The following is a 20229-nucleotide window of genomic DNA, read 5'->3' on the forward strand; positions in this document are numbered from 1 at the left end:
CCAGCCTGCCACCGGAAACCGGCCCACTTCCTCATGGGCATGCATTGCCTCACGGCATTCGGCGGATCCGTAAAAGACCCATCTAGAGCGGCCACTCGAGGACAGGATGCGAACGCTACTGACGGTCATAGCCACCCTGCTTGTCGTCTGGGCAGGCCTGATCGGCTCCCTTTACGCCGTCGAACGGCTTGGGGAAAACCTCGGCTACGGCGTGGAGCGCATGGTCCTCGGCGATGAGACCGAGGAGGATATTGAGGAGTTTGACAGCTGGCTCGAAGCCCGGGCGGAGCGCCTGGATAAAGCCGGGGAGCACCTACCCCGAGCCAGAGCTCTGACATGGATCGCGCCCCCGGGCTTCCGCGCGGAGGTACGAGATCTGATCACCGAAGCGCGGGCCCTGCATGCCGATACCAAGGCGTTGCTCGACCAGGCTCAGGAACTCGACGAGCGCCATGAAGCCTTCGGCGGCGTCGTGGGCGAGCCCCTGTTCGTCGAGGGGCGAGGACTTCCGGATGAGCAGGCCCTGCTGCAACAGGAAGCCCTGGAGCTGACACAGGACCTGGAAGCCATCGTCGAACTCGCTCAACGCTGGCAGGAGCTGCGGCAGCAAACCCGTGAGCTTAGCGCCCGGGGGGAGGCGCTCCAGAGACGCGCCCATGCCGAGCGCGGCGCGCTCCAGCCTTTTTAAGTAGCATGTGTGGCATAAACTGAGGGCACGACCGAGGCAGAGACGCCGAGACCCGCCATGGAGACGAAGATCAGCGAGGAGGAGCGCCTGAGGCAGGTGCGCGGCCTAGATCTCTGCGAGGCCGCCGCTGAGGGGGAGCACCCTGCTCCCCTCGCTCTGATGAGCATCTACCTTGAGGATGCGGCCGGCCTGCGCGCCAGTCGCCAGACGGCCTCGGCAGACCGGCTGCTCGCCGCCACCGCTGCCCGGCTCCGGGCCGCTCTGCCGGAACAGGCCAGCCTCGGGCACTGGGAGGCCAACGAGCTCCTGGTCTGGGCGCCGGCCACGGCCCCCGGTTGCGATCCGGAGGCCATCGGCACCAGCGCCGCGGCGGCGCTCCAGGAGCCGATCACCACCGGCATGGAGCAGATCCGTCCCACCGTCGCCGTTAGCGTGGTCCAGGCGCCCGATGACGGCGAGCGCCTCGATGAGCTCACCAGCCTCCTCCACCTACTCACCGGCAACCAGCGCGGCGCCGGCCGGGTCCGGGTGGTCCAGAACGGCACCGGCCGGCTGGGGGTCTCGGAGCAGATCCATCTCGTCCAGCGCCTTGACAAGGCGCTGGACGAAGGCTGCATCGAGCCGCACTACCAGCCTCGCTTCGACCTGGCCTCCGGCGACATGACCGGGATGGAGGCCCTCGCCCGCTGGCACGACCCGAAACTCGGATGGATCTCGCCGGGCGAGTTCATCCCCCTCGCCGAGCGCACCGGGCGCATCGAGGAGCTCACCGGGGTGATCCTGCAGGCCGTTTGCCGCCAGGTCCGCGCCTGGATGGCTGAGGGGATCACCGTGCCGCCGGTGGCCGTGAACATCAGCCCGCAGGAGCTGCTCGAGCCCCGCTTCGCGCCCCGGCTGCGGCAGGCGCTTGCCGAGGCCCGCCTGGCGCAGCCGCAGGTGGAGCTGGAGATCACCGAGCGCGGCTTCAGCGAGGAGCTCCAGCCCATGGCGCTGGCCATGCGCACGCTCGCCGAGCAGGGGACCCCGTTCGCCATCGACGACTTCGGCACCGGCTACTCGTCGCTACTCTACCTCCAGCAACTGCCGGCGCAGCAGGTCAAGATCAACCGCAGCTTCACCCAGGGCCTCCTCGATGACCCCGTCTCCGGCCGGATCGTCAGGGCGACCGTGGGAATCGCCGCCAGCCTGGGCATGGAGACCGTCGCCGAGGGCGTGGAGACCGCTGCGGAGGCCGAGGCCCTAAGCCGGCACGGGGTGGACCAGGCACAGGGCTTCTACTACGCCCGGCCCATGCCGCCGGGCGACCTCTGGCCGCGCCTCGGGGCGGCGGCTCCCGCCTGATCCGCCGGCGCCCTCGCGGACCACCCGCGAGGCGCGCAGCGCAGCCAGTTAGCCGGCTGCGGCCTTCCGCTGCACGGAGACATGCTGCCGCCTACAACCACCACATTCCCCCGCGTGCGCTCGGGCGTGTCACCCCCTGTTGTCCATGACCACCATCTTGGAGGGTCAGTAGACGGGGCCGCTAACAGAGCAAGCCCTGCTACAAGCGGAACTTGCTCCGGATGCCACAAACTGTGCCGTAGCGGTGCCGGCATCCCCCCCCCAGCCTCCTCGCCTCTGAGTCGACCAGGATTCCACAGAACCTGTGGATAACCGTGTGGAGAAAGTCTGCCGAACCCGCTCCGCGAGGGCCTTCGAGGTCTATTGGACAAAGACTGCCCACCCACAAAACGCCAAAAATCAGTACCTTGCGAACAAGCCTCCAGATGTCAGCGGCTTAAGCGGGGTCTCGCATCGCCTGTGCAGAAATAACCGTTCTGGTTCTGCGTCGAGCGGGCACGCCAACCCTGCACGCCTTCGCGTGCGCATGAACGAGGCTCAGCGATTCACCCAAGCAACACCAGCAGCCAAAGCGCGACGGCATTGACGATCGCCACGAACACCGCTGCCGACCCCAGATCCTTGGCCCGCACACCATGCGCGGCACCCTATCACCCCGGGTGCCCCCACGCCGGCGACGGGGGCTTCGCAAAGCGCCCCGTCATGCCCACCCAGCTTCGAGTGCGTTACCCTTAGCCTTCGGATGGACACCCTGATCGATGCCGGCCAAGGAGAGCGTCCCACGTATGATTCCGCGTAGAAACGGTTCGCGCCAAACCGCCTTCACCACCCCACCCTACCGGGCTGACCGACCACTGTGGCGTTCGAGGACTGCTCAGCAACCAGCCGTCTGACGCTCCTGCAGGAACTCAGTGGCATCGGGCTATGGCGGCAGGACCTGACCACCGGGCAGATCGAGGCCGACGCCTACCTGCAACGCCTCTACGGCTATCAATCGGACCCTGCCTGCCCGGGTGGGGTGTTCGATGCCGAGACCTGGCGCAGCCACATCCACCCGCAGGATCGCGCCGAGGCCGAGGAGGCCATCGAGCAGGCCGTGCGGCATCACCAGCCCTGGAACCAGATCTTTCGCATCCGCCGCCTCGATGGAGGGCGGCGCTATGTGCGCTCCCAGGGCCGGATCGAACTCGATGCCGAAGGCAATGCCGTGCGCCTGGTCGGCACCGAGCAAGACGTCACCGAGCGGGAGACCCACCAGCAGGAACTCGAGGCGACCAGACAGCGCCTGGAGCAGGCCGAGCGGATCGGGCGCCTTGGCCACTGGGTGACGTACCCACGGACCGGACGGATGGTCTGGTCGCCGATGATGTACGAACTCACCGGGTTCGACCCGGAGCAGCCGCCCCCGAACTGGACGACCCTGATCCAGCGGATCCCGGAGACGGATCGCTTCCAGATCGCCGAGTACCAGTTCGAGGCGGACCCTTCGCTGGAATCGAGCCAGGGGGAGTACCGGATCCTCCACCCCGATGGGCGCACCCTGTGGGTGCGTGAAGCGGCGTGCCAGTGGCAGGACGAGTACGGCACCTGGATTGTCCAGACCATTGTCCAGGACATCACGGAATACCGACAGGTCCTGGACCGGGTTGAGGAGCGCCGCCAACAGCTTGAGGCCATCCTGCAGGCCGAGACCTCGGTCAGCCTGATCCAGACCGATCTGCACGGCACGATCTGCGAGGCCAGCCGCAGCGCCGAGTTGCTCTTCGGTTATCCGCGCGAGGCCCTCATCGGCAGAGATGTGCGCACATTGCACGAACCCGCGGATCGCGCAGAGGTCGCGGAGGGGATTGAGTGGCTCCGGCGCACCCGGCAGGAGTACACACGCGAGTACGAGCTGATCCGGTCAGACGGTGAGCGCTTCCGCGCCCGGGTAAGCGTGGCGCCCGTACTCAATGCGCAGGGCGAGCTAATCGGCAGGCTCGGCGCCTGTATGGACCTCAGCCAGCAATCCGCCGAGCAGCATCGGCTGCGGCTGGCCCAGGAGGCTGCCGGCTTCGGCGTCTGGGAGTGGGATACCCGGGCCGACGCCGTAACCCTGGATGCGACCTGCTGCCGGATGTTCGGGTTGGACCCGATGCAGCAGGCGCCACTCTCTTACGAGCAGTGGCGCTCCAGCGTCCATCCCGACGATATCGCGCCCATCGAAGCGACCCTGGAGCGCCAGCTAACGAGAGGGCACACGTTCACGTACGAGTTCCGGTATCGCTGCGCCGACGGGGATTGGCTCTGGGTCCAGGCCCGTGGGCAGACGCTGCGGCGGGCGGCGGATGGCACCCCGGCACTGATCGCCGGAACCTACGTTGAGGTGCAGCAGCTCAAGGAAACGGAGTTCGCCCTGCGCCGCCGTGAGCAGGAACTCGCCGAGGCCAAGCGGATCGGCCGACTCGGCCACTGGAGCTATGACACCCGGACCGGGGCGGTGGAATGGTCCGAGGAGATGTATGAGCTATTTGGGGCCGGGCCGCCCGACCACGGGATGACCTTCGAACGGTACAGGGCCATGATCCACCCGAAGGACCGGCCCCAAGTGGAAGCAGCCATTGAGCAGTCACTGTATGCCGGCACTCCGTACGTCATCGAACACCGCGTCCTGTGCCCGGACGGGCAGGAACGGACCCTGTACGCCCGTGGCTACACGGAGTTCGACGCAGAAGGACACCCCAGAATCCTCCGCGGCACAGCCCAGGACGTGACCGAGGACCGGGAGCTGCGGCGTTCACTGGCCCAGGCCAACGAGACCAAGGATGCGTTCCTGCGCGCCGTCAGCCACGATCTTCGCACCCCCCTCAATGCCTTGATGGGGTTCCTCGAGCTGCTCGACGAGCCGGATCTGCCCGAACGGCAACGCGCGGAGTACATGAAGCACTGCCGGCAGGGCGCCGAGCGATTGCTGCGGCTCATCGATACACTGCTCGATCTCACTCGCCTCCAGGCGGGACAGCTTGAGCTTCGCCCGGAAGTCTTCTCGCTACCCGATTTGATCGATGGCCAGTGCACCATGCTCGAGGCCACGGCCCGCGAACAGGGGCTGAGCCTGACCCGGCGCATCGGCACAAGCGTGCCGGAGTGGGTCGAGGGGGATGCCACGCGACTCGGGCAGGTGCTCTCCAATCTGCTCGGGAACGCCGTCAAGTACACCCCTTCCGGCTCGGTCCATCTCGAGGTGTCCTCGGACGAGACCGATGGGCGGATCCGCTTTGCCGTCCAGGACACCGGACCGGGCCTCTCCCGAGAACAGCAGGAGCAGATCTTCCAGGCCTTCCACCGCGGAGACTACCAGGGCCCACGGACAGGGCACGGACTGGGACTGGCGATTGTCCGAGAACTGGTGCAATGCCTCGATGGCAGCCTGTCGCTGGAGAGCACACCGGGGCAAGGCTCAACCTTCTCCTTCACCATTGCGCTGCCCGCCGCCGAGCGGCCCGCTGCCCCGGAGGGCAATCGAGGTAAACCGGCAACGCCCGCCCCCGCCAAATCGACGGAACACGCCCCCCGCGTTCTGGTCGCCGACGATGAGCCGACCAACGCCCTGCTTGCCCGGGCGATGCTTGAGCAGCTTGGCTGCTCGGTGGCGACGGCCCCGAGCGGTAACGCCGCCCTCAAGGCCTGGGACCAAGAAACATTCGATCTGCTGCTGCTCGACCTGCACATGCCGGATCTCGACGGCACCGAGGTGGCGCAGGCCGTTCGCGCTGACGAACAGCAGCGGGGGCTGCCCCCAGCGACCATCGCCCTGTGCACCGCCTATGCCCGCGAAGACGCCGAGCGCATGGCCCGTGGCATCACCCTCGATGCCTACCTCAACAAACCGGTCACAAGGCAGGAGCTGGCCGGCCTGGTCCGGCGGATCGCAGGCCTCGCCGAAGACCGGGCGACCGGGCGCTCATCGCCCTGCTCTCGATGAGCGTGGAGATTTTCTGAACGCGGCGGCCTCCGGAGACCGCGGCGCATGCGCGGCTGAACGATTCCACAAAACCTGTGGAAAACCGTGTGGAGAAAGTCGGCTGAACCCGCCGACCGAGGGCCTTCGAGGCCGATTGGCTAAAGTCTCGCCAGCGTCAAAGCAACGACAAATCAGGAGCTTACACTTACCCCTTCCATCACTCAGTGGGTTACGCCGGATCTTCCATTGCCTGTGCAGAAATGGACCGTACCAGTCCTGCGTCGCGTGAGATTGTCAACCGGTATTCGGCGGTAGCGCCGGTCAGAAACCGACGGCGCCCTGGGCTGTCAGGGTCGCAGCCAAACGCGCTGTCCGGCGGTCCGGCCTCCGATGGCCGCGCGCAAGACCAGACCATCATCGATGCCCCGCCCCAGGATCAACCGCCGCCGTTGGCGGCACTTGCCCCGGGCAGCTCCTGAATGAAGTTGCCCCGACTGCGGCTCGTCACATAGAGCCGGCCAGAGTGAACCGCGAAAAGCGCCTCCACGCTACTGTCATCCCGCACCTGCGCCCCGCCCGATGTTGCCAGGGCGTTCCGTATCGCTGGGCCGATATCAAGGATTTGGTCCCGATCGAATCCTGCCCGGAGCATCGCCTCCGCCAGCTCATCGGCGCCTACCGGAGTAGCCTGGCCAACCGTGATCGGCGTCACCGCCTCCCGGCTCATGGCCACGCCCCGCTCTGTGGTCGCGCAACCGCTCAATCCCAGGACGACTAGAAGCGCAAGCAGCAGCAGGCGCGGCCGACGCCGACTGCTCGCCTGTGCCCTGGTCATTCGTCCCTCCTTGCCCCGGTCTCCAGCCGGCTGAGGGCCGCTGCCAGCGCATCCCGGAACTCGTCCTCATCGATAACCTCTACCGGCGGCAGCTCGCGGCGTCCGTCGCTGAACAACCGATCCGACTCCTCGACGAGGGTGGCGGTCACGAACACGGCCACCTGCCGCGCCTCGTGGTCGAGTTGATCACTGCGGAAGGCGCGTCCGAGCAGCGGCAGCCTACCAACCCCCGGAACGCCGGTTCGCGTAAACCGCGAGCGTGTATCCACCAAGCCTGCCACGGCCGCCGTCCCCCCGTTCTCGACCTGCACCGTACTGTGCGCAGTGCGGCGGCTGACCACCGGCAGGTTCGACGCCCCCCGCCCGACCACATCGCTGACCTCGATATCCATGTCCAGGGTCAGCTCGCCGTTCGATCCGACCTGTGGCGTGATCGCGAGCACGGTTCCGGTCTCGATCTGCTCCAGCTGCGCGCGCGCGAAGGTCGTCGCATCCGTGGTTATCTCGAACCACTCCTCGGTGACGACACTGATCTCCGCCTCCTTGCCGTCCTGAGCCAACACCTGGGGGGTGGAGACGATGGTGGCCTCCTCATTCTGGGTCAGCATATTGAGCGTCATGGCCAGGGCGTTGGTGAACTCACGCCCCGGCGTGAACCCGATGCGCAGCCCCCAGGGCCAGCTCGGGTTCGTCTCGTCGTCGATGAACGTACCCGCAGTGGCTGTGGGGAAGTCCCAGTTGACGCCAAAGTCGAGCAGATCCCCGCGCTCGAGCACTACGACCCGCGCGTCGAGCATCACATGGTGGCGCGGTACGTCGATCGCGGCGAGATCTGCCAGGATCCCGGCGCGTATCTGCGCCGGCGCGGAGACCGCCAGGGTGTTGGACTCCGCGTTCGGGCGCACATAGGCGTGCAGCGCCTCCGGCAATAGGTCCATCGCCGTCCCTGCAGAAACGTGCCCTAGCTTGACCAGCTCCGTACCCCCCGATGCAGGAAGGTCAAGGTCCACGGTGAGCCCGGGCGTATCGAGCTCGTCCAGCTGCCCAAGGATCCGCTCAAGCGGTCCCGTCGGGGCCGTTACCGCGACTGTGTTCCGCTCGTCGTCCACCCGCACGTATCGCTGCAGCCGCGGCGGCAGCAAGTCGCGAGCCGACCCCGCCCTGATGTGCTCCAGCCCCACAAAGCGGGTCTGCTCACCCCCCGGGGTATCAATGACCCCGAGCTCCGCCACGATCTGCTCCAGGAGCGAGACCGGCGCCGTGATCGCCAGCATGTTGGACTCGCGACCCACCCGCGCGTAGCGCTGAAGCGCGTTGGGCAACATCGCCCGCGCCTCCTCGGCTCTTTTATGATCAAGCCGGATGAGCCGCGTCTCGGAGACCGAGGGGAAGATCGCCGACGACTCATCGGGGCTGAAAACCAGGTAATAGTCGGGATGCCGATAGACCTGGTAATCCGACCCTGCGAGCAAGAGCTCCAGGGCCTTGTCGACGCTGACCTCGTCGAGCTCAACCGTGACCAGCCCGCTGACGGTGGGATCGGCGATGATGTTCACGCCCGCCTGGGCGCTGACATCCTCCAGGGCCATGCGCAGGCGGGCATCCACGAAAACATTGCTGATCAGGATCTCGTCCTGCTCCGCCATGGCGAACGGCAGGCTGATCCACACGGCAGTGCCGAGCACAACGTGACGAAGAAACCCCTTGATCATCCGCCCCCCCCAAGCGTGCGCGCAAACCGCGCTCGCTGCTCCGCCGCCTGCGGACCAAACCGCGTCGGCACCCCCGTCTTCACTCCGCCCGCGCTGCTGCGCCCGATCCGCCCGTGACCATCAGCTCCCGCTCGCCGCCATCGGCGACGTCGCCGATGTGGACGGCGACCGACTCCTGTGCGATCCGTGTCCCACCCTGGTAGGAGGTGAGGCGCAGGGTGTACTCGCCCGGCTCCACCGCGGACAGGTCCAGCGTACCGCCGAGATCGCGCACCCCCAGCGGGAGCAGGACCCCCGCCTCACCGGCAAGGTCCGAGCGAACGACAATCCGGCCGGTCCCGCTGATCAGCTCGACACCGGCAGCCGGGTCTAGATGGACACTGCCCGTATTCGTGAGCCTCGACTGCACGACCGCGCTCGACGGCTCATCGCCGAGAGCGACACCGATACGGCCGATCGAGGCCTCCACCACCGGCTCCACCGCCTCGTGTTGCAGGCGAAGCATCGAGCGGGTCTGCCCGGCGCTCTGCCCATCCGCGTACCGGCCCTCGAGGACGATATCCGCATAGTAGTTCGCCTGCTCCACGCCCTCCCTCGGGACCCGGCTCATGACTCGGATGGTGCGCTGGCCGTCCGGGCGGATCGTGAAGCGTTCCGGGCGCATCTGCACCCAAGGCGCAGCGGAGAGCTGATCCCCCATCAGGTCGCCCATCGCTACACCCCGCAGCGCCTCCGGCGTGCGCACTGCAGCCTCCACGGTCACCGGCCTGTCGGCCGGGTTCGTCACCGCCACCGTCTCGGCTCGCGTGGCACCGGGGACCACGCCCAGGTCGATGGAGGCGGGCTCCAGACGGAGCGCCGTGTCATACGCTACCGAGTCCGTGTCCGGGTCTCCCTCGAAGTCGATCTCCTTGACGAGGCGTGGCTCGCGCCGCCCGTCCACCGCGATCTCGCCGACCAGACGGTACTCGCCCGAGGGCAGGCGCCGCTCCAGGTCCCGGGCGAGCTCCAGACTCGCACCGGGCAGGACGTTCCTCCGAGCGAGCTCCGTGCGCGTAACCAGGCGCCAGCTATCCCCGACGCGCCTCTCCACCCGCAGGTCGCCTTGCACGCTGGAGTGGGTACGCCCCCGGTTGTCGATGGCGAAGGCCACGCGGGTGGTCGGCTCGCCGATCTCGTTGCCGTCCGCATCGCGGCCGTCGTCGAAGCGCATGGACACGTCGCTAAGCCCGACATCCTGGCGCACGGGGCGGCCCTCGATCTCGGTGAGCAAGGGAATCAGGAAGCCGAAGCTCACCGCGAAAAAACCCTGCTGGTCCTGCTCCTCGCCGCGCTCAGGCGTCGGCGGCGCCTCGGTCAGCACCCGGATGGCCGAGACGTAGGCGCCGCGCGCATCGGGCGGGACCCGGAGCAGGACAGGGATCTCCGCCACCGTCTCGGGCTCGACGACCACCGTATCGGACGGCAGCTCGATCCAGTCCCGGCTGGAGGCCTGGCGCGCGAGCTCGCCGAGCGTCTCGCGCCGTGTCCCGTCAACGATGCTCAGCCGGCCATCCTTTCTCTGGGCCAGGTCCACCACCTCGAGGCGCAGCGTCTCCGCCTGGGTCGCGTGGTGGTTCTGAACCCGTAGCGTCACCCGGGAGGTCCGGTTCGCTGGGATGTCGGCCTCCACCTTCATCGGCCGCACCGTGAGATTTTGCTGGGCCGAGGCCGAGTCAATGCCGGGACCGATCAGGGCGGCCGCCAGCGCTGCCACAGCCAGCATGCGGGGCATCCGGAACACGTTGTTATCTCCTCACGTCAAGCGAGCGGCGAGCGGTGTCGCCATCAGGGCAGGATCGTCGCGGTCAGCTCGATCCTGTAGGTATCGGGGTCAGCGAACGTCGGCTCGTTCGGCAGGGTCACGTCCCACTTGCCGACCACGCTGAGATAGACATCGTGGATGCCGGCGCAGAAGTCGCCGCCCGTAGCAGCGTGACCGTTCACCTCGAACGGGGTGTCGGCCCCACCCCGCAGCGGCGCTTCGGGCGACACGCCAAAAAGCTGGCTCGTTCCCCCGAAGGCCTGGAAATTGACGCCGCTCCCGGCAGGGTCCGGGACAGCGGCAACCGGCACCACGCCGATGGTATGGCCTGTACCGATGCCAAGGGCCTCGCCGAAGAAATCACCACCGGCATCGCGGAACGCGTCGCTGCGCGGGAAGTCAATCCGGATCGCATCCACGCAGAAGTTCGTCGCAAGGCGAATCTGCCCCGGCTCGTCCGCGGCGGGGTCCGGTAGCCAGCCCGTTCGCAGGTTATCGGATATCAGGATCGAGCCACTCGCCTCGCCGACCTCCAGCACCGCAACGTCCTCGACCGTCACCGCCACCTCCACGATCTGGGCGCTTTCCGAGTGCTGCGCCTGCGCGCAGGGCGACAGCCCTATCGCCAGGAGCAGTCCGGCCCCCATTCTTGCTCGAGACTCCATGGCACCGCCCTCCGCCTCCCCTCATCCTGCGAGCGGCGGCCCTGCAGGGCCGCCGCTCCGCTACCGCAATGGTGCGACATCCATCGCGGACACCCGCAACGGCATCAATCCGGGATCACGGTCGCCGTGAGCTCGATATTGTAAGTATCCGGCGCAGCAAACTCGGGCTCCCCCAGAAGCGTCCGGTCCCAATTGGTCGAGACACCGAGGGCGAAGTAGTGCTGGCCGTTCCCGAAAGGTGCACCCGTATCATGGGTGAGGGGCTCGTCAGATCCACTGTGCGTGGTCATGGAACTCCCACCGCTAGGAATGTTTTGGGTGTCGTTATCCCAGTTCGCGATCTGGGGCCAGACCCCGAGCGTATTACCAAGGGTAGTGCCTGTAGCTACACCGAAATAGGTAGAGGAATCCGGCTGCCGAAACCCATCTAGACGGTCGAAATCGACCTCGATCGCGTTCACATCGTAGTTGGTCGAAAGACGAATGACAGCGAGGTCTTCGCCACTGAACACGCTACCGCCCGACGAGGGGTTGCCCATGAACGTATCCGAGTCATCGTCGATGACCATCGAGCCTTGTGACCTAATGACGTCGAGGACCGCGATCTCCTCGACTGTCACATCGATTTCGACCACCGCGTCCTCCGCCGCAGCCGGAAGGGCCATCCCGAGAGCCACGAGCGTGGTTGCGCCCGCTGCAATTTTCTTCATGACTTGATCCCCTTTTACATCAACACGAATGTTGAGTTGCCTGATGGACCGCTCAGGGACCCGTTGCCGGGATCCCGCCGCGGTACGCTCCTGCGCCGCGCGCGCCGTCGAACCGGCTTGCTGGCGTCCGAGTCAGGCTAGCCTCGGGGCATCCCTACGCGAATCGGCCATAGCTCCATGATGTAGCCCTCACCTCGATAGCCATTGGTAGGAGTCCGCTCCATCCCGCGCGAAAGGCGGCTTCCGGACACTATCCCGCCCCCTGCCCGGACCGCGACCCACTCAGGTACCGCCACCCGATCAGGGCCGCGGCCGTCCGGTTGGCGACACCGAGCTTGCGGTAGATGCTGTAGAGGTGCGTCTTGACCGTGCACACGCTCATGCCCAGCTCCCGCCCGATGGCCTCGTTGGTCGCGCCCTCGCCCAGCGCACCCAGGACCTCTCGCTCTTTGGCGGTGAGCCCATCCAGCCGCTCGCGCTCCGCGGCGTCACCCGCCTCGGGCATCGCAGCGGTTGCCGCGGCCGGAGTGGTGCCCTCCCTGCGCAGCTGCAGCAGATACTCGTTCAAGGCCTCCCGCGGGAACCACAGCTCGCCGTGGAGCATGGCCTGCACCCCGCGGACCAGCTGATCCGGCCCCGTACCCTCCGGGAAGACGCCCAGGATCCGGCTATGCGCTAGGTAGCGTCCGAGCTCGACGCCAGGAGGCACATTCAGCAGCGCCACACCGGGCCCCGCCCCCGGGGCACCGGCCTCTTCCATCCCGGATGCCCGGTCCAGGGCGTGAGCACTCGAGGCCACGTCCAGCAACAGGAGCCGGGCGGCCCCATCATCGAGGAGATGCTCCAGGTGAGCGTCATCCGCCATCCGGCACTCAGGGGGCAACTGTTGGTCGAGATGCTCCGCCAGCAGCCGGTTCTGCAGCCACGGCTTACAGAGCAGGCAGACCTCCGCGACGGTCACCTCATACACCATATCGTTGCCGGACGCGGGCATAGGGCATCCTTCCTCGGCGATGGCCTCTTCGGGTGCACTACCTGGCTAGCAGGCGTTCTTGCGGGTTACCCGTCGGAACCCGGATACCAGGTAAGGTAGCGCGCGGGGCTGCGCCGGAGTACCGACCAAGGGTCTAGATCACGGACGGCTCCGGCCAGGCGCGCGCTAGTAGAAAGGTGGGAGATCCGACTCTAGTCTACGACTTTCGGGTAGGGCGTCCAGCCAGCGGCACGCCCAGATGGCCGCCTCGACCCGGTTGGCGACCCGCAGCTTGCGGTAGAGCGCGTTCAGCTGGGCCTTGACGGTATGGACACTGACGCAGAGCCGGTGGGCGATGGTCTTGTTCGGCGCCCCTTCCGCGAGGGCATGGAGCACCGCACGCTCGCGGGCCGTAAGCGCATCGAGCACCCCGCCCGATGCCACCCCTGCTGTGGCGGGTCGGCACCGCTCCGCCGCGATCCAGGCGCTGAGCGCGCGGCGCGGCAGCCAGATCTCGCCATCGAGCATGGCATCGACCCCTCGGAGGAGGATCTCCGGCGACGTGTCCGCGGTGAACACGCCCACGAGGCCGGGGCACCCGAGCAGCGGCGCTACGTCCTCCGGACCCGGGACATCGAGCAGGGCCACCCGGCTGCAGGCCGCGAGCCCCGCCGCCTCCCAAGTAGACGTCGAAGGCTGCTCTTCTCCAAGGCAGCGCCACGGAACCAGGAACAGATCCCGATCACCGCCGGCTATGGCCGCGTCCAGCGAGGCCGGCTCGATCAACTCGGCCCGGCAGACACCACTGTGCTCGATCAACTCGCGCAGCAGGCGCGACTGGATATCGGCGCGGCCCACGAGTGCTACCCGCTTCGACGGCAGTTGCGCGCTGCCGGCAGAGCGCCCCGGCGCCGGGCGTGCGGGGTGCGTCGGTGCATCTCCACCAAGCGCAGCCCCGGAGGCAGCGGCGTAGCACGCCGAGCTTGCCGCGAGCGGGCCCAGCTGGTTCTCTCCGCAGCCAGCCTGTCCACTGGCCTGTTCGTCGGTCATGCCTCGCCTCCGATACCGGACATCCGGCGCCTCATCCTTGACATTCGTTAGCTCCCTGGTGACCGAGTAGAGCGAGACATTAACAGAACACAAACACCACACGGAGTGTAGCAGTAGCCTCAGATCCCTGCCCCGCCGGAAACGCAGCGACGAAACCAGCTAAAAACCGTCCTCGGTAGCGAGGTAACGCCAGAAAGCCGAAAACCGTCCACGGCAGCGGGGTAACTCCAGACCCTCACCGATGACAGCGGCTGGTGCCCCGTCAACCAGAAGACCTTCGCGGTGTTGACTGCCCCCTAGGCTGCGAACTCGATCAGCAGGTCCTTGGCCTCGATCTGGCTGCCGGGCTGAACGTGTACGGCTTTGATCTCGCCATCGCGCTCGGCTTGCAGCGCCATCTCCATCTTCATCGCCTCAATGGTCAGCAGCAGATCACCGGCCTGGACATGCTGCCCCGGTGTCGCGGCCACCGAGACCACCACACCGGGCGTGGGAGCGCCCACATGGGCGGGATTGCCCGACTCGGCCTTGGGGGCCTGCACCACGTTCGCCTTGGCCTTGCTGTCCGCCACTCGAACGGTCCGGGGCTGGCCGTTGAGCTCGAAGAAAACGCGGCGCTCCCCGTCGTCACCCGGCTCGCTGACGGTCATCAGCCGGATCTCCAGGGTCTTGCCGTGGTCGATGTCAACGCTGATCTCCTCCTCCGGCTCCATGCCGTAGAAGAAGTTGCGCGTTGGCAGAGCGCTCACGGGACCAAAGCGTTCGCGACGCCGCATGTACTCGGTGAAGACCTTCGGGTACATCAGGTAGCCATGGAGGTGCTCGTCGTCGATTTCGGCGCCGTCGAGCGCGTCGCTGACCTGTTGCCGGGCTGCTTCCAGATCGAGGGGCTCGAGGTACTTGCCGGGGCGATCCTGCAGCGGCTGCTCCCCTTTGAGCACTTTCTGCTGGATGCCCTGCGGCCAACCGCCGGGCGGCTGCCCGAGGTTGCCGCGCAGCATGTCGATGACCGAATCCGGGAAGCTCACCTCCACGGCCGGGTCCTCGACCTGCTCGCGGGTCAGGCCCTGGCTCACCATCATCAGCGCCATATCACCCACCACCTTGGAGGAGGGGGTGACCTTCACGATGTCGCCGAAGATCTCGTTCGCGTCGGCGTAGGCCTGCGCCACCTCGTGCCAGCGCTCCTCCAACCCCAGCGAGCGGGCCTGCGCCTTGAGGTTGGTGAACTGCCCCCCCGGCATCTCGTGGAGGTAGACCTCGGACGACGGTGACTGCTGGCCAGTCTCGAAGGCGGCGTAGTGGGCCCGCACCTGCTCCCAGTAATTGGAGATGGCACGGACATCCGCCATGTCGATCCCGGTGTCCCGCTCCGTGTGCCGCAGCGCCTCGACGATGGAGCCAAGGACCGGTTGCGAGGTGTTGCCCGAGAAGGCATCCATGGCCACGTCGGCCACATCGACGCCGGCATCGGCCGCGGCGAGGATGGTGGCACCGGCAATGCCACTCGTGTCGTGGGTGTGGAAGTGGATCGGCAGCCCCACCTCCTCCTTGAGCGCCCGGAACAGCACCCGCGCCGCCGCCGGCTTGAGCAACCCGGCCATATCCTTCACCCCAAGGATGTGGGCACCGGCATCGCGCAGCGCCTTGCCCATCGCCACGTAGTACTTGAGGTCGTACTTGGCGCGGCCCGGATCGAGGATATCGCCGGTGTAGCAGATCGTCCCCTCACACACCTTGCCACTTTCTAGCACCGCGTCCATCGCCTCGCGCATGTTCTCGACCCAGTTGAGGCTGTCGAAGACGCGGAAGACGTCGACGCCGCTCTCGGCGGCCTGGTGGACAAAGGCGCGCACCACGTTGTCCGGATAGTTGGTGTAGCCCACGCCGTTGGAGCCGCGCAGCAGCATCTGCGTCATCACGTTCGGCATCGCCTCCCGGATCTGCCGCAGCCGCTGCCAGGGGCACTCCTGCAGGAAGCGATAGGCGACATCGAAGGTGGCCCCGCCCCAGCACTCGACGCTGAACAGCTGCGGCAGATTGGCCGCATACGCCGGCGCAACCCGGGCCATATCGAAGGTGCGCATGCGGGTTGCCAGCAGCGACTGGTGGGCATCGCGCATGGTGGTGTCGGTGAGCAGCAACTCCTTGCGACCCGCCAACCAATCGGCCACCGCCTGCGGCCCCCGCTCTTCCAGCAGGTTGCGGGTACCCGGCACCGGCTCACCCCGCGGGGCGGGCGGCACCGGCAGGGGCAGCCCGGCCGCCGGCCGGGGCCGATCGAGGACCTCCGGGTGACCGTTGACGGTGATCTCGGCCAGATAGGTCAGCAGCCGGGTGGCCCGGTCCCGGCGCTTGTCGAACGCGAAGAGCTCCGGCGTGTTATCGATAAAGCGCGTGGTGTAGGTGTTGTCGAGGAACACCGGGTGCTTGATCAGATTCTCCACGAACGGGATGTTGGTGGAGACGCCACGGATGCGGAATTCGCGCAGGGCGCGATCCATCCGCGTAATCGTCTCCGCCGGTGTGGGCGCCCAGGCCGTTACCTTCACCAACAGCGAGTCGTAGTAGCGGGTGATGACCCCGCCGGCGTAGGCCGTGCCGCCATCGAGCCGAATCCCCATGCCGGTCGCCGAACGGTAGGCCGTGATGCGGCCGTAATCCGGGATGAAGTTGTTCTGCGGATCCTCCGTGGTGACCCGGCACTGCATGGCGTGACCGTTGAGCCAGATCTCGCCCTGGTCGGCCTTGCCCGTGGCCGTATCCAGGTGCTCGCCTTCGGCGATTCGGATCTGCGCCTTGACGATGTCGATCCCCGTAACCTCCTCGGTCACGGTGTGCTCGACCTGGATGCGCGGGTTGACCTCAATGAAGTGGAAGGCACCGGTCTCCATGTCCATGAGGAACTCGACCGTACCCGCATTCCGGTAACCCACATGACGGGCGACCTTGAGCCCCAGCTCACAGACCTCGGCGCGCTGCTCCGGGGTCAGGTACGGCGCCGGTGCGCGTTCCACCACCTTCTGGTTGCGCCGTTGCACCGTGCAGTCGCGCTCGAAGAGGTGGTAGAGGTCGCCGTGGGTATCGCCCAGCACCTGCACCTCGACGTGGCGGGCCCGATCGATCACCTTCTCGAGATACCCTTCGCCACTGCCAAAGGCCGCTTCCGCCTCGCGCCGCCCCTCCAGGACTTTCGCTTCCAGCTCTTCGGGGCCGTGGATCGGTCGCATGCCGCGTCCACCGCCACCCCAGGAGGCCTTGAGCATCAGCGGGTAGCCGATCTCGTCCGCCCAGCGCCGGGCGGCCGCCATGTCCTCTCCAAGCACCTCGGAGGCGGGGATCACCGGAACACCGGCAGCGATGGCCACCCGCCGTGCGCTCGCCTTGTCACCAAGCTCGCGCATCGTCTCCGCCCGCGGCCCGATAAAGGTGATACCGGCGCGCTCGCAGGCGTCGACCAACTCAGGGTTCTCCGAGAGCAGCCCGTAACCAGGGTGAACGGCGTCCGCCCCGGCCATCTTCGCGACCCGGATGACCTCGTCGATGGAGAGGTAGGCCTCGACCGGCCCCATGCCCTGGCCAATCTGATAGGCCTCGTCCGCCTTGAAGCGGTGGAGCCCGAGCTTATCCTCCTGGGCGTAGATCGCGACGGTACGCTTGCCAAGCTCATTCGCCGCACGCATCACCCGAATGGCGATCTCGCCGCGATTGGCGATCAAGATTTTGTGAAACAGAGCCATGGATTCCCCGTGCAAACAGTGAGTATTGCGTCAGTCTACACGGCACTGAGCTCTGCAGTCCGCCCCTTCATGGAGCCTTTAGACGAGCCAGGACACCCCCAGGGAGCTGGGCGGCGCGGCGTCCTTGAGTTCCATTGAGGGCCCCGCTACGGCATTTCGGCGGCGAGTTCCTCGAGTTGGCGGACCTCATGGGGACCACCACCGGTTAGGGAGCGCACCTCCCCATCCGGATCCTCGTAGACCAGTCGCGGCACCTGCGCGATACGGGCTGCCTGTGCCTTTTCCGTGTTGGTATCCACAGCCGCCGCGGCATCATCGAGGCGGCGCTCCGCGTCGAGCCAGTCGATGGCCCCGGCGCGCGCTTGATCGCCCAAGTAAGCCACGGGCACCCAGCGCCACTCGATGTTGGGGGTGGGCTGATCCGCCACGGCTCGGCGTAACTCCGTGCACGAGGGAGAGTGAGTCGTGGAGCCCTCATTAACCGCGCCATGGACGCCGCGTCCCGACCCGGGTAGCGTCCCGGATGGACGGATCCGGTAAAGGCGCAAGCGCAAGCATGTGGGACGAACGCTACGCAGACCCCGACGAGTACGCCTACGGCACGCAGCCAAACACATTCTTCGCCAGTGAGGCCTGGCGCATCCCCGACGGCCCGGTGCTATTTTTGGCCGAGGGCGAGGGGCGCAACGCGGTCTGGCTGGCCGAGCGCGGCCACGCCGTTACCGCAGTGGACGGCTCTGCCGCGGGGCTGGAAAAGGCACGCCGGCTCGCGGCTGAGCGCGGCGTGGAGATCGAGACCGTCCACGCGGATCTGGCCAACCACCCCATCGAGCCCGAGGCGTGGGCGGGGATCGTGTCGATCTTCGGCCACCTGCCCCCCGACATCCGCCGCGAGGTGCATCGACGCGCCGCAAACGGTCTGCGCCCGGGAGGCCTCTTCCTGCTCGAGGCCTATACACCGCGGCAGCTGGCCTACGGCACCGGCGGACCACCGACGGCGGAGATGATGATGGACCTGGAGGGCCTGCGCGCCGAGTTGCCGGGCCTGGAGTTGCTGGTCGGTCAGGAAATCGAGCGCCGGGTCGAGGAGGGGCGCTACCACAGCGGCCTGGCCCACGTCGTTCAGGTAGTGGCGCAGGCCCCGTAGCGTCGAGCGGGATCGCGGGCAGCCGGCGCACGGCCGGGCCAACCCCACCCCAGGACATCCGTGCGGAGGAGTCGTGGCTACCGAGATTCAGCTGGTCTGGTTCAAGCGCGACCTGCGCATCCACGATCACGCCCCGCTCACCGAGGCCGCACGTCGTGGCGCGGTCCTGCCTCTGTACGTGGTGGAGCCGGAGCTCTGGCGCCAGCCCGATGCCTCCGCTCGGCAGTGGCACTTCGTGCGGGCGAGCCTGAAGGATCTTCGCAAGGCGCTGGCCACCCTCGGCCAGCCGCTGGTGGTCCGCCGCGGGGACCTCTGCGAGGTACTGGCGGAGCTGCAGCAGCACTACACCATCGCCGCCGTCCACGCGCACCAGGAGACCGGTAACGGCTGGACCTACGCCCGCGACCGCCGCGTTGCCGCCTACCTGAGAGCTGCCGGCATCCCCTGGCTGGAGTACCGACAGCACGGCGTCGTCCGCGGCCTGCGCTCCCGCGACGGCTGGGCGGATCAGTGGGAGGCGCTGATGGGCGCACCCCGGGCAAGGGCGCCGCAGGCCATTCCGCCCCTGCCCGGCCTGGACATCGGTCCCATCCCCGAGTGGCCAACGCCGGAGCTCGCTCCAGAGCCACCCGAGATGCGCGTGCAGCCCGGGGGGCGGCGCATGGGACGCACCGTGCTCTTCGACTTCCTCTCCAACCGCGCCGAGCACTACTCCGGCGGGATCTCCAGCCCTGGCCCGGCCTGGCTGGCCAGCTCGCGATTGAGCCCACATCTGGCCCACGGCACGCTGAGCCTGCGCGAGGTGGTCCACGCCACCCGTGCCCGACGCGCGGCGCTGCGCGAGCAACCCCGCTCCGCTGAGCGCGGTCAGTGGCTGCGCTCCCTGAAGGGCTTCGAGGAGCGGCTGCACTGGCATTGCCACTTCATGCAGAAACTCGAATCGGAGCCGCGCTTCGAGCACGAGAACATGCAGCGCGCCTGCGACGGGCTCCGCGAGGCAGAGTTCGACCCGGCGCGATTCGAGGCCTGGTGCCGCGGCGCCACCGGCTTTCCGCTGGTGGATGCCTGCATGCGCCAGCTCAACGCCCGGGGCTGGCTGAACTTCCGCATGCGCGCGATGGTGGTTGCCTTCGCCAGCTACCACCTGTGGCTGGACTGGAAACGGACCTCGCCCTTCCTGGCGCGACAATTCACGGACTACGAGGTGGGCATCCACTGCTGCCAGATGCAGATGCAGTCCGGGACGACGGGGATCAACACCCTGCGCATCTACAACCCGGTCAAGCAGAGCCAGGAGCAGGACCCTGCGGGCACCTTCATCCGGCAGTGGTTGCCGGAGCTGGCCCACGTACCCGATCGCTGGCTCCACGAGCCGTGGCATATGCCCACCTCGGTGCAGCGGGCCACGGGGTGTTGGATCGGCCGTGACTACCCGGCGCCGGTCGTGGATCACCAGCAGGCCGCCCGGCACGCCCGCGAGCGTTTTCGCGCCATCCGCCGAGACCCTGCCGCCCATCGTGAGGCGGATGCCATCCAGCAGGCCCACGGCAGCCGCCGCCCCGCCCCCAGCCGACGAAGGCGCCCGAAACCGGACGACCACCAGGGCCGGCTCTTCTGATCA

The 20229-nt window shown here is 67.4% G+C and carries 15 protein-coding genes; 5 read left to right on the plus strand and 10 right to left on the minus strand.

Annotated features, from left to right (window positions below; genetic code table 11):
- The first annotated feature begins 106 nt into the window (after window positions 1-106).
- Together LRG10_RS08085 and LRG10_RS08090 are read left to right on the plus strand one after the other, a co-directional pair.
- Window positions 107-688, plus strand: a complete 582-nt coding sequence (locus LRG10_RS08085) for a hypothetical protein (protein ID WP_238635100.1) — start codon at window positions 107-109, stop codon at window positions 686-688.
- A 57-nt stretch (window positions 689-745) separates the two neighbouring features.
- Window positions 746-2029, plus strand: coding sequence for a bifunctional diguanylate cyclase/phosphodiesterase (locus LRG10_RS08090; protein ID WP_238635101.1), 1284 nt, complete (start codon window positions 746-748; stop codon window positions 2027-2029).
- Between the two features lie 545 nt (window positions 2030-2574).
- Here LRG10_RS08090 and LRG10_RS13265 read toward each other — a convergent pair.
- Window positions 2575-2661, minus strand: coding sequence for a diacylglycerol kinase (locus LRG10_RS13265; protein WP_201241715.1), 87 nt, complete (start codon window positions 2659-2661; stop codon window positions 2575-2577).
- 224 nt (window positions 2662-2885) lie between these two features.
- Here LRG10_RS13265 and LRG10_RS08095 point away from each other — a divergent pair, with 224 nt between their 5' ends.
- The gene (locus LRG10_RS08095) at window positions 2886-5993 is read left to right on the plus strand and encodes a PAS domain-containing protein (RefSeq protein WP_238635102.1); all 3108 of its coding nucleotides are present in this window, start codon (window positions 2886-2888) and stop codon (window positions 5991-5993) included.
- 415 nt (window positions 5994-6408) lie between these two features.
- Here the strand turns inward: LRG10_RS08095 and LRG10_RS08100 are convergent, their stop codons facing one another.
- The 9 genes from LRG10_RS08100 to LRG10_RS08140 form a co-directional block, all read right to left on the minus strand.
- On the minus strand, window positions 6409-6807 hold the full coding sequence (locus LRG10_RS08100) for a hypothetical protein (RefSeq protein ID WP_238635103.1): 399 nt from the start codon (window positions 6805-6807) through the stop codon (window positions 6409-6411).
- On the minus strand, window positions 6804-8519 hold the full coding sequence (locus tag LRG10_RS08105; RefSeq protein ID WP_238635104.1) for a type II secretion system protein GspD: 1716 nt from the start codon (window positions 8517-8519) through the stop codon (window positions 6804-6806). The genes LRG10_RS08100 and LRG10_RS08105 overlap by 4 nt, the downstream gene beginning before the upstream one ends.
- Window positions 8520-8598: 79 nt before the next feature.
- Window positions 8599-10302, minus strand: coding sequence for a hypothetical protein (locus tag LRG10_RS08110; RefSeq protein WP_238635105.1), 1704 nt, complete (start codon window positions 10300-10302; stop codon window positions 8599-8601).
- A 44-nt stretch (window positions 10303-10346) separates the two neighbouring features.
- Window positions 10347-10970, minus strand: a complete 624-nt coding sequence (locus LRG10_RS08115) for a hypothetical protein (protein WP_238635106.1) — start codon at window positions 10968-10970, stop codon at window positions 10347-10349.
- A 122-nt stretch (window positions 10971-11092) separates the two neighbouring features.
- A complete protein-coding gene (locus tag LRG10_RS08120) occupies window positions 11093-11698 on the minus strand; it encodes a hypothetical protein (RefSeq protein WP_238635107.1) in 606 nt (201 codons plus the stop codon).
- Between the two features lie 250 nt (window positions 11699-11948).
- Window positions 11949-12692, minus strand: coding sequence for a response regulator transcription factor (locus tag LRG10_RS08125; RefSeq protein WP_238635108.1), 744 nt, complete (start codon window positions 12690-12692; stop codon window positions 11949-11951).
- A gap of 165 nt (window positions 12693-12857) precedes the next feature.
- On the minus strand, window positions 12858-13721 hold the full coding sequence (locus tag LRG10_RS08130; RefSeq protein WP_201168206.1) for a response regulator transcription factor: 864 nt from the start codon (window positions 13719-13721) through the stop codon (window positions 12858-12860).
- 296 nt (window positions 13722-14017) lie between these two features.
- Complete coding sequence (gene pyc / locus LRG10_RS08135; RefSeq protein WP_238635109.1) at window positions 14018-17461, minus strand: pyruvate carboxylase; 3444 nt, start codon at window positions 17459-17461, stop codon at window positions 14018-14020.
- A 146-nt stretch (window positions 17462-17607) separates the two neighbouring features.
- Window positions 17608-17889, minus strand: coding sequence for a hypothetical protein (locus LRG10_RS08140; protein WP_201243071.1), 282 nt, complete (start codon window positions 17887-17889; stop codon window positions 17608-17610).
- Between the two features lie 128 nt (window positions 17890-18017).
- On the opposite strand from LRG10_RS08140, the gene LRG10_RS08145 reads away from it, so the two are divergent.
- Together LRG10_RS08145 and LRG10_RS08150 are read left to right on the plus strand one after the other, a co-directional pair.
- Entirely contained in the window at window positions 18018-18608 is a 591-nt protein-coding gene (locus tag LRG10_RS08145; protein ID WP_238635110.1) for a cyclopropane-fatty-acyl-phospholipid synthase family protein, read from the plus strand.
- Window positions 18609-18681: 73 nt separating this feature from the next.
- A complete protein-coding gene (locus LRG10_RS08150) occupies window positions 18682-20226 on the plus strand; it encodes a deoxyribodipyrimidine photo-lyase (protein WP_238635111.1) in 1545 nt (514 codons plus the stop codon).
- Window positions 20227-20229 lie beyond the last annotated feature (3 nt).

This window comes from Halorhodospira sp. 9628 (assembly GCF_022228075.1).
GTDB lineage: Bacteria > Pseudomonadota > Gammaproteobacteria > Nitrococcales > Halorhodospiraceae > Halorhodospira > Halorhodospira halophila_A.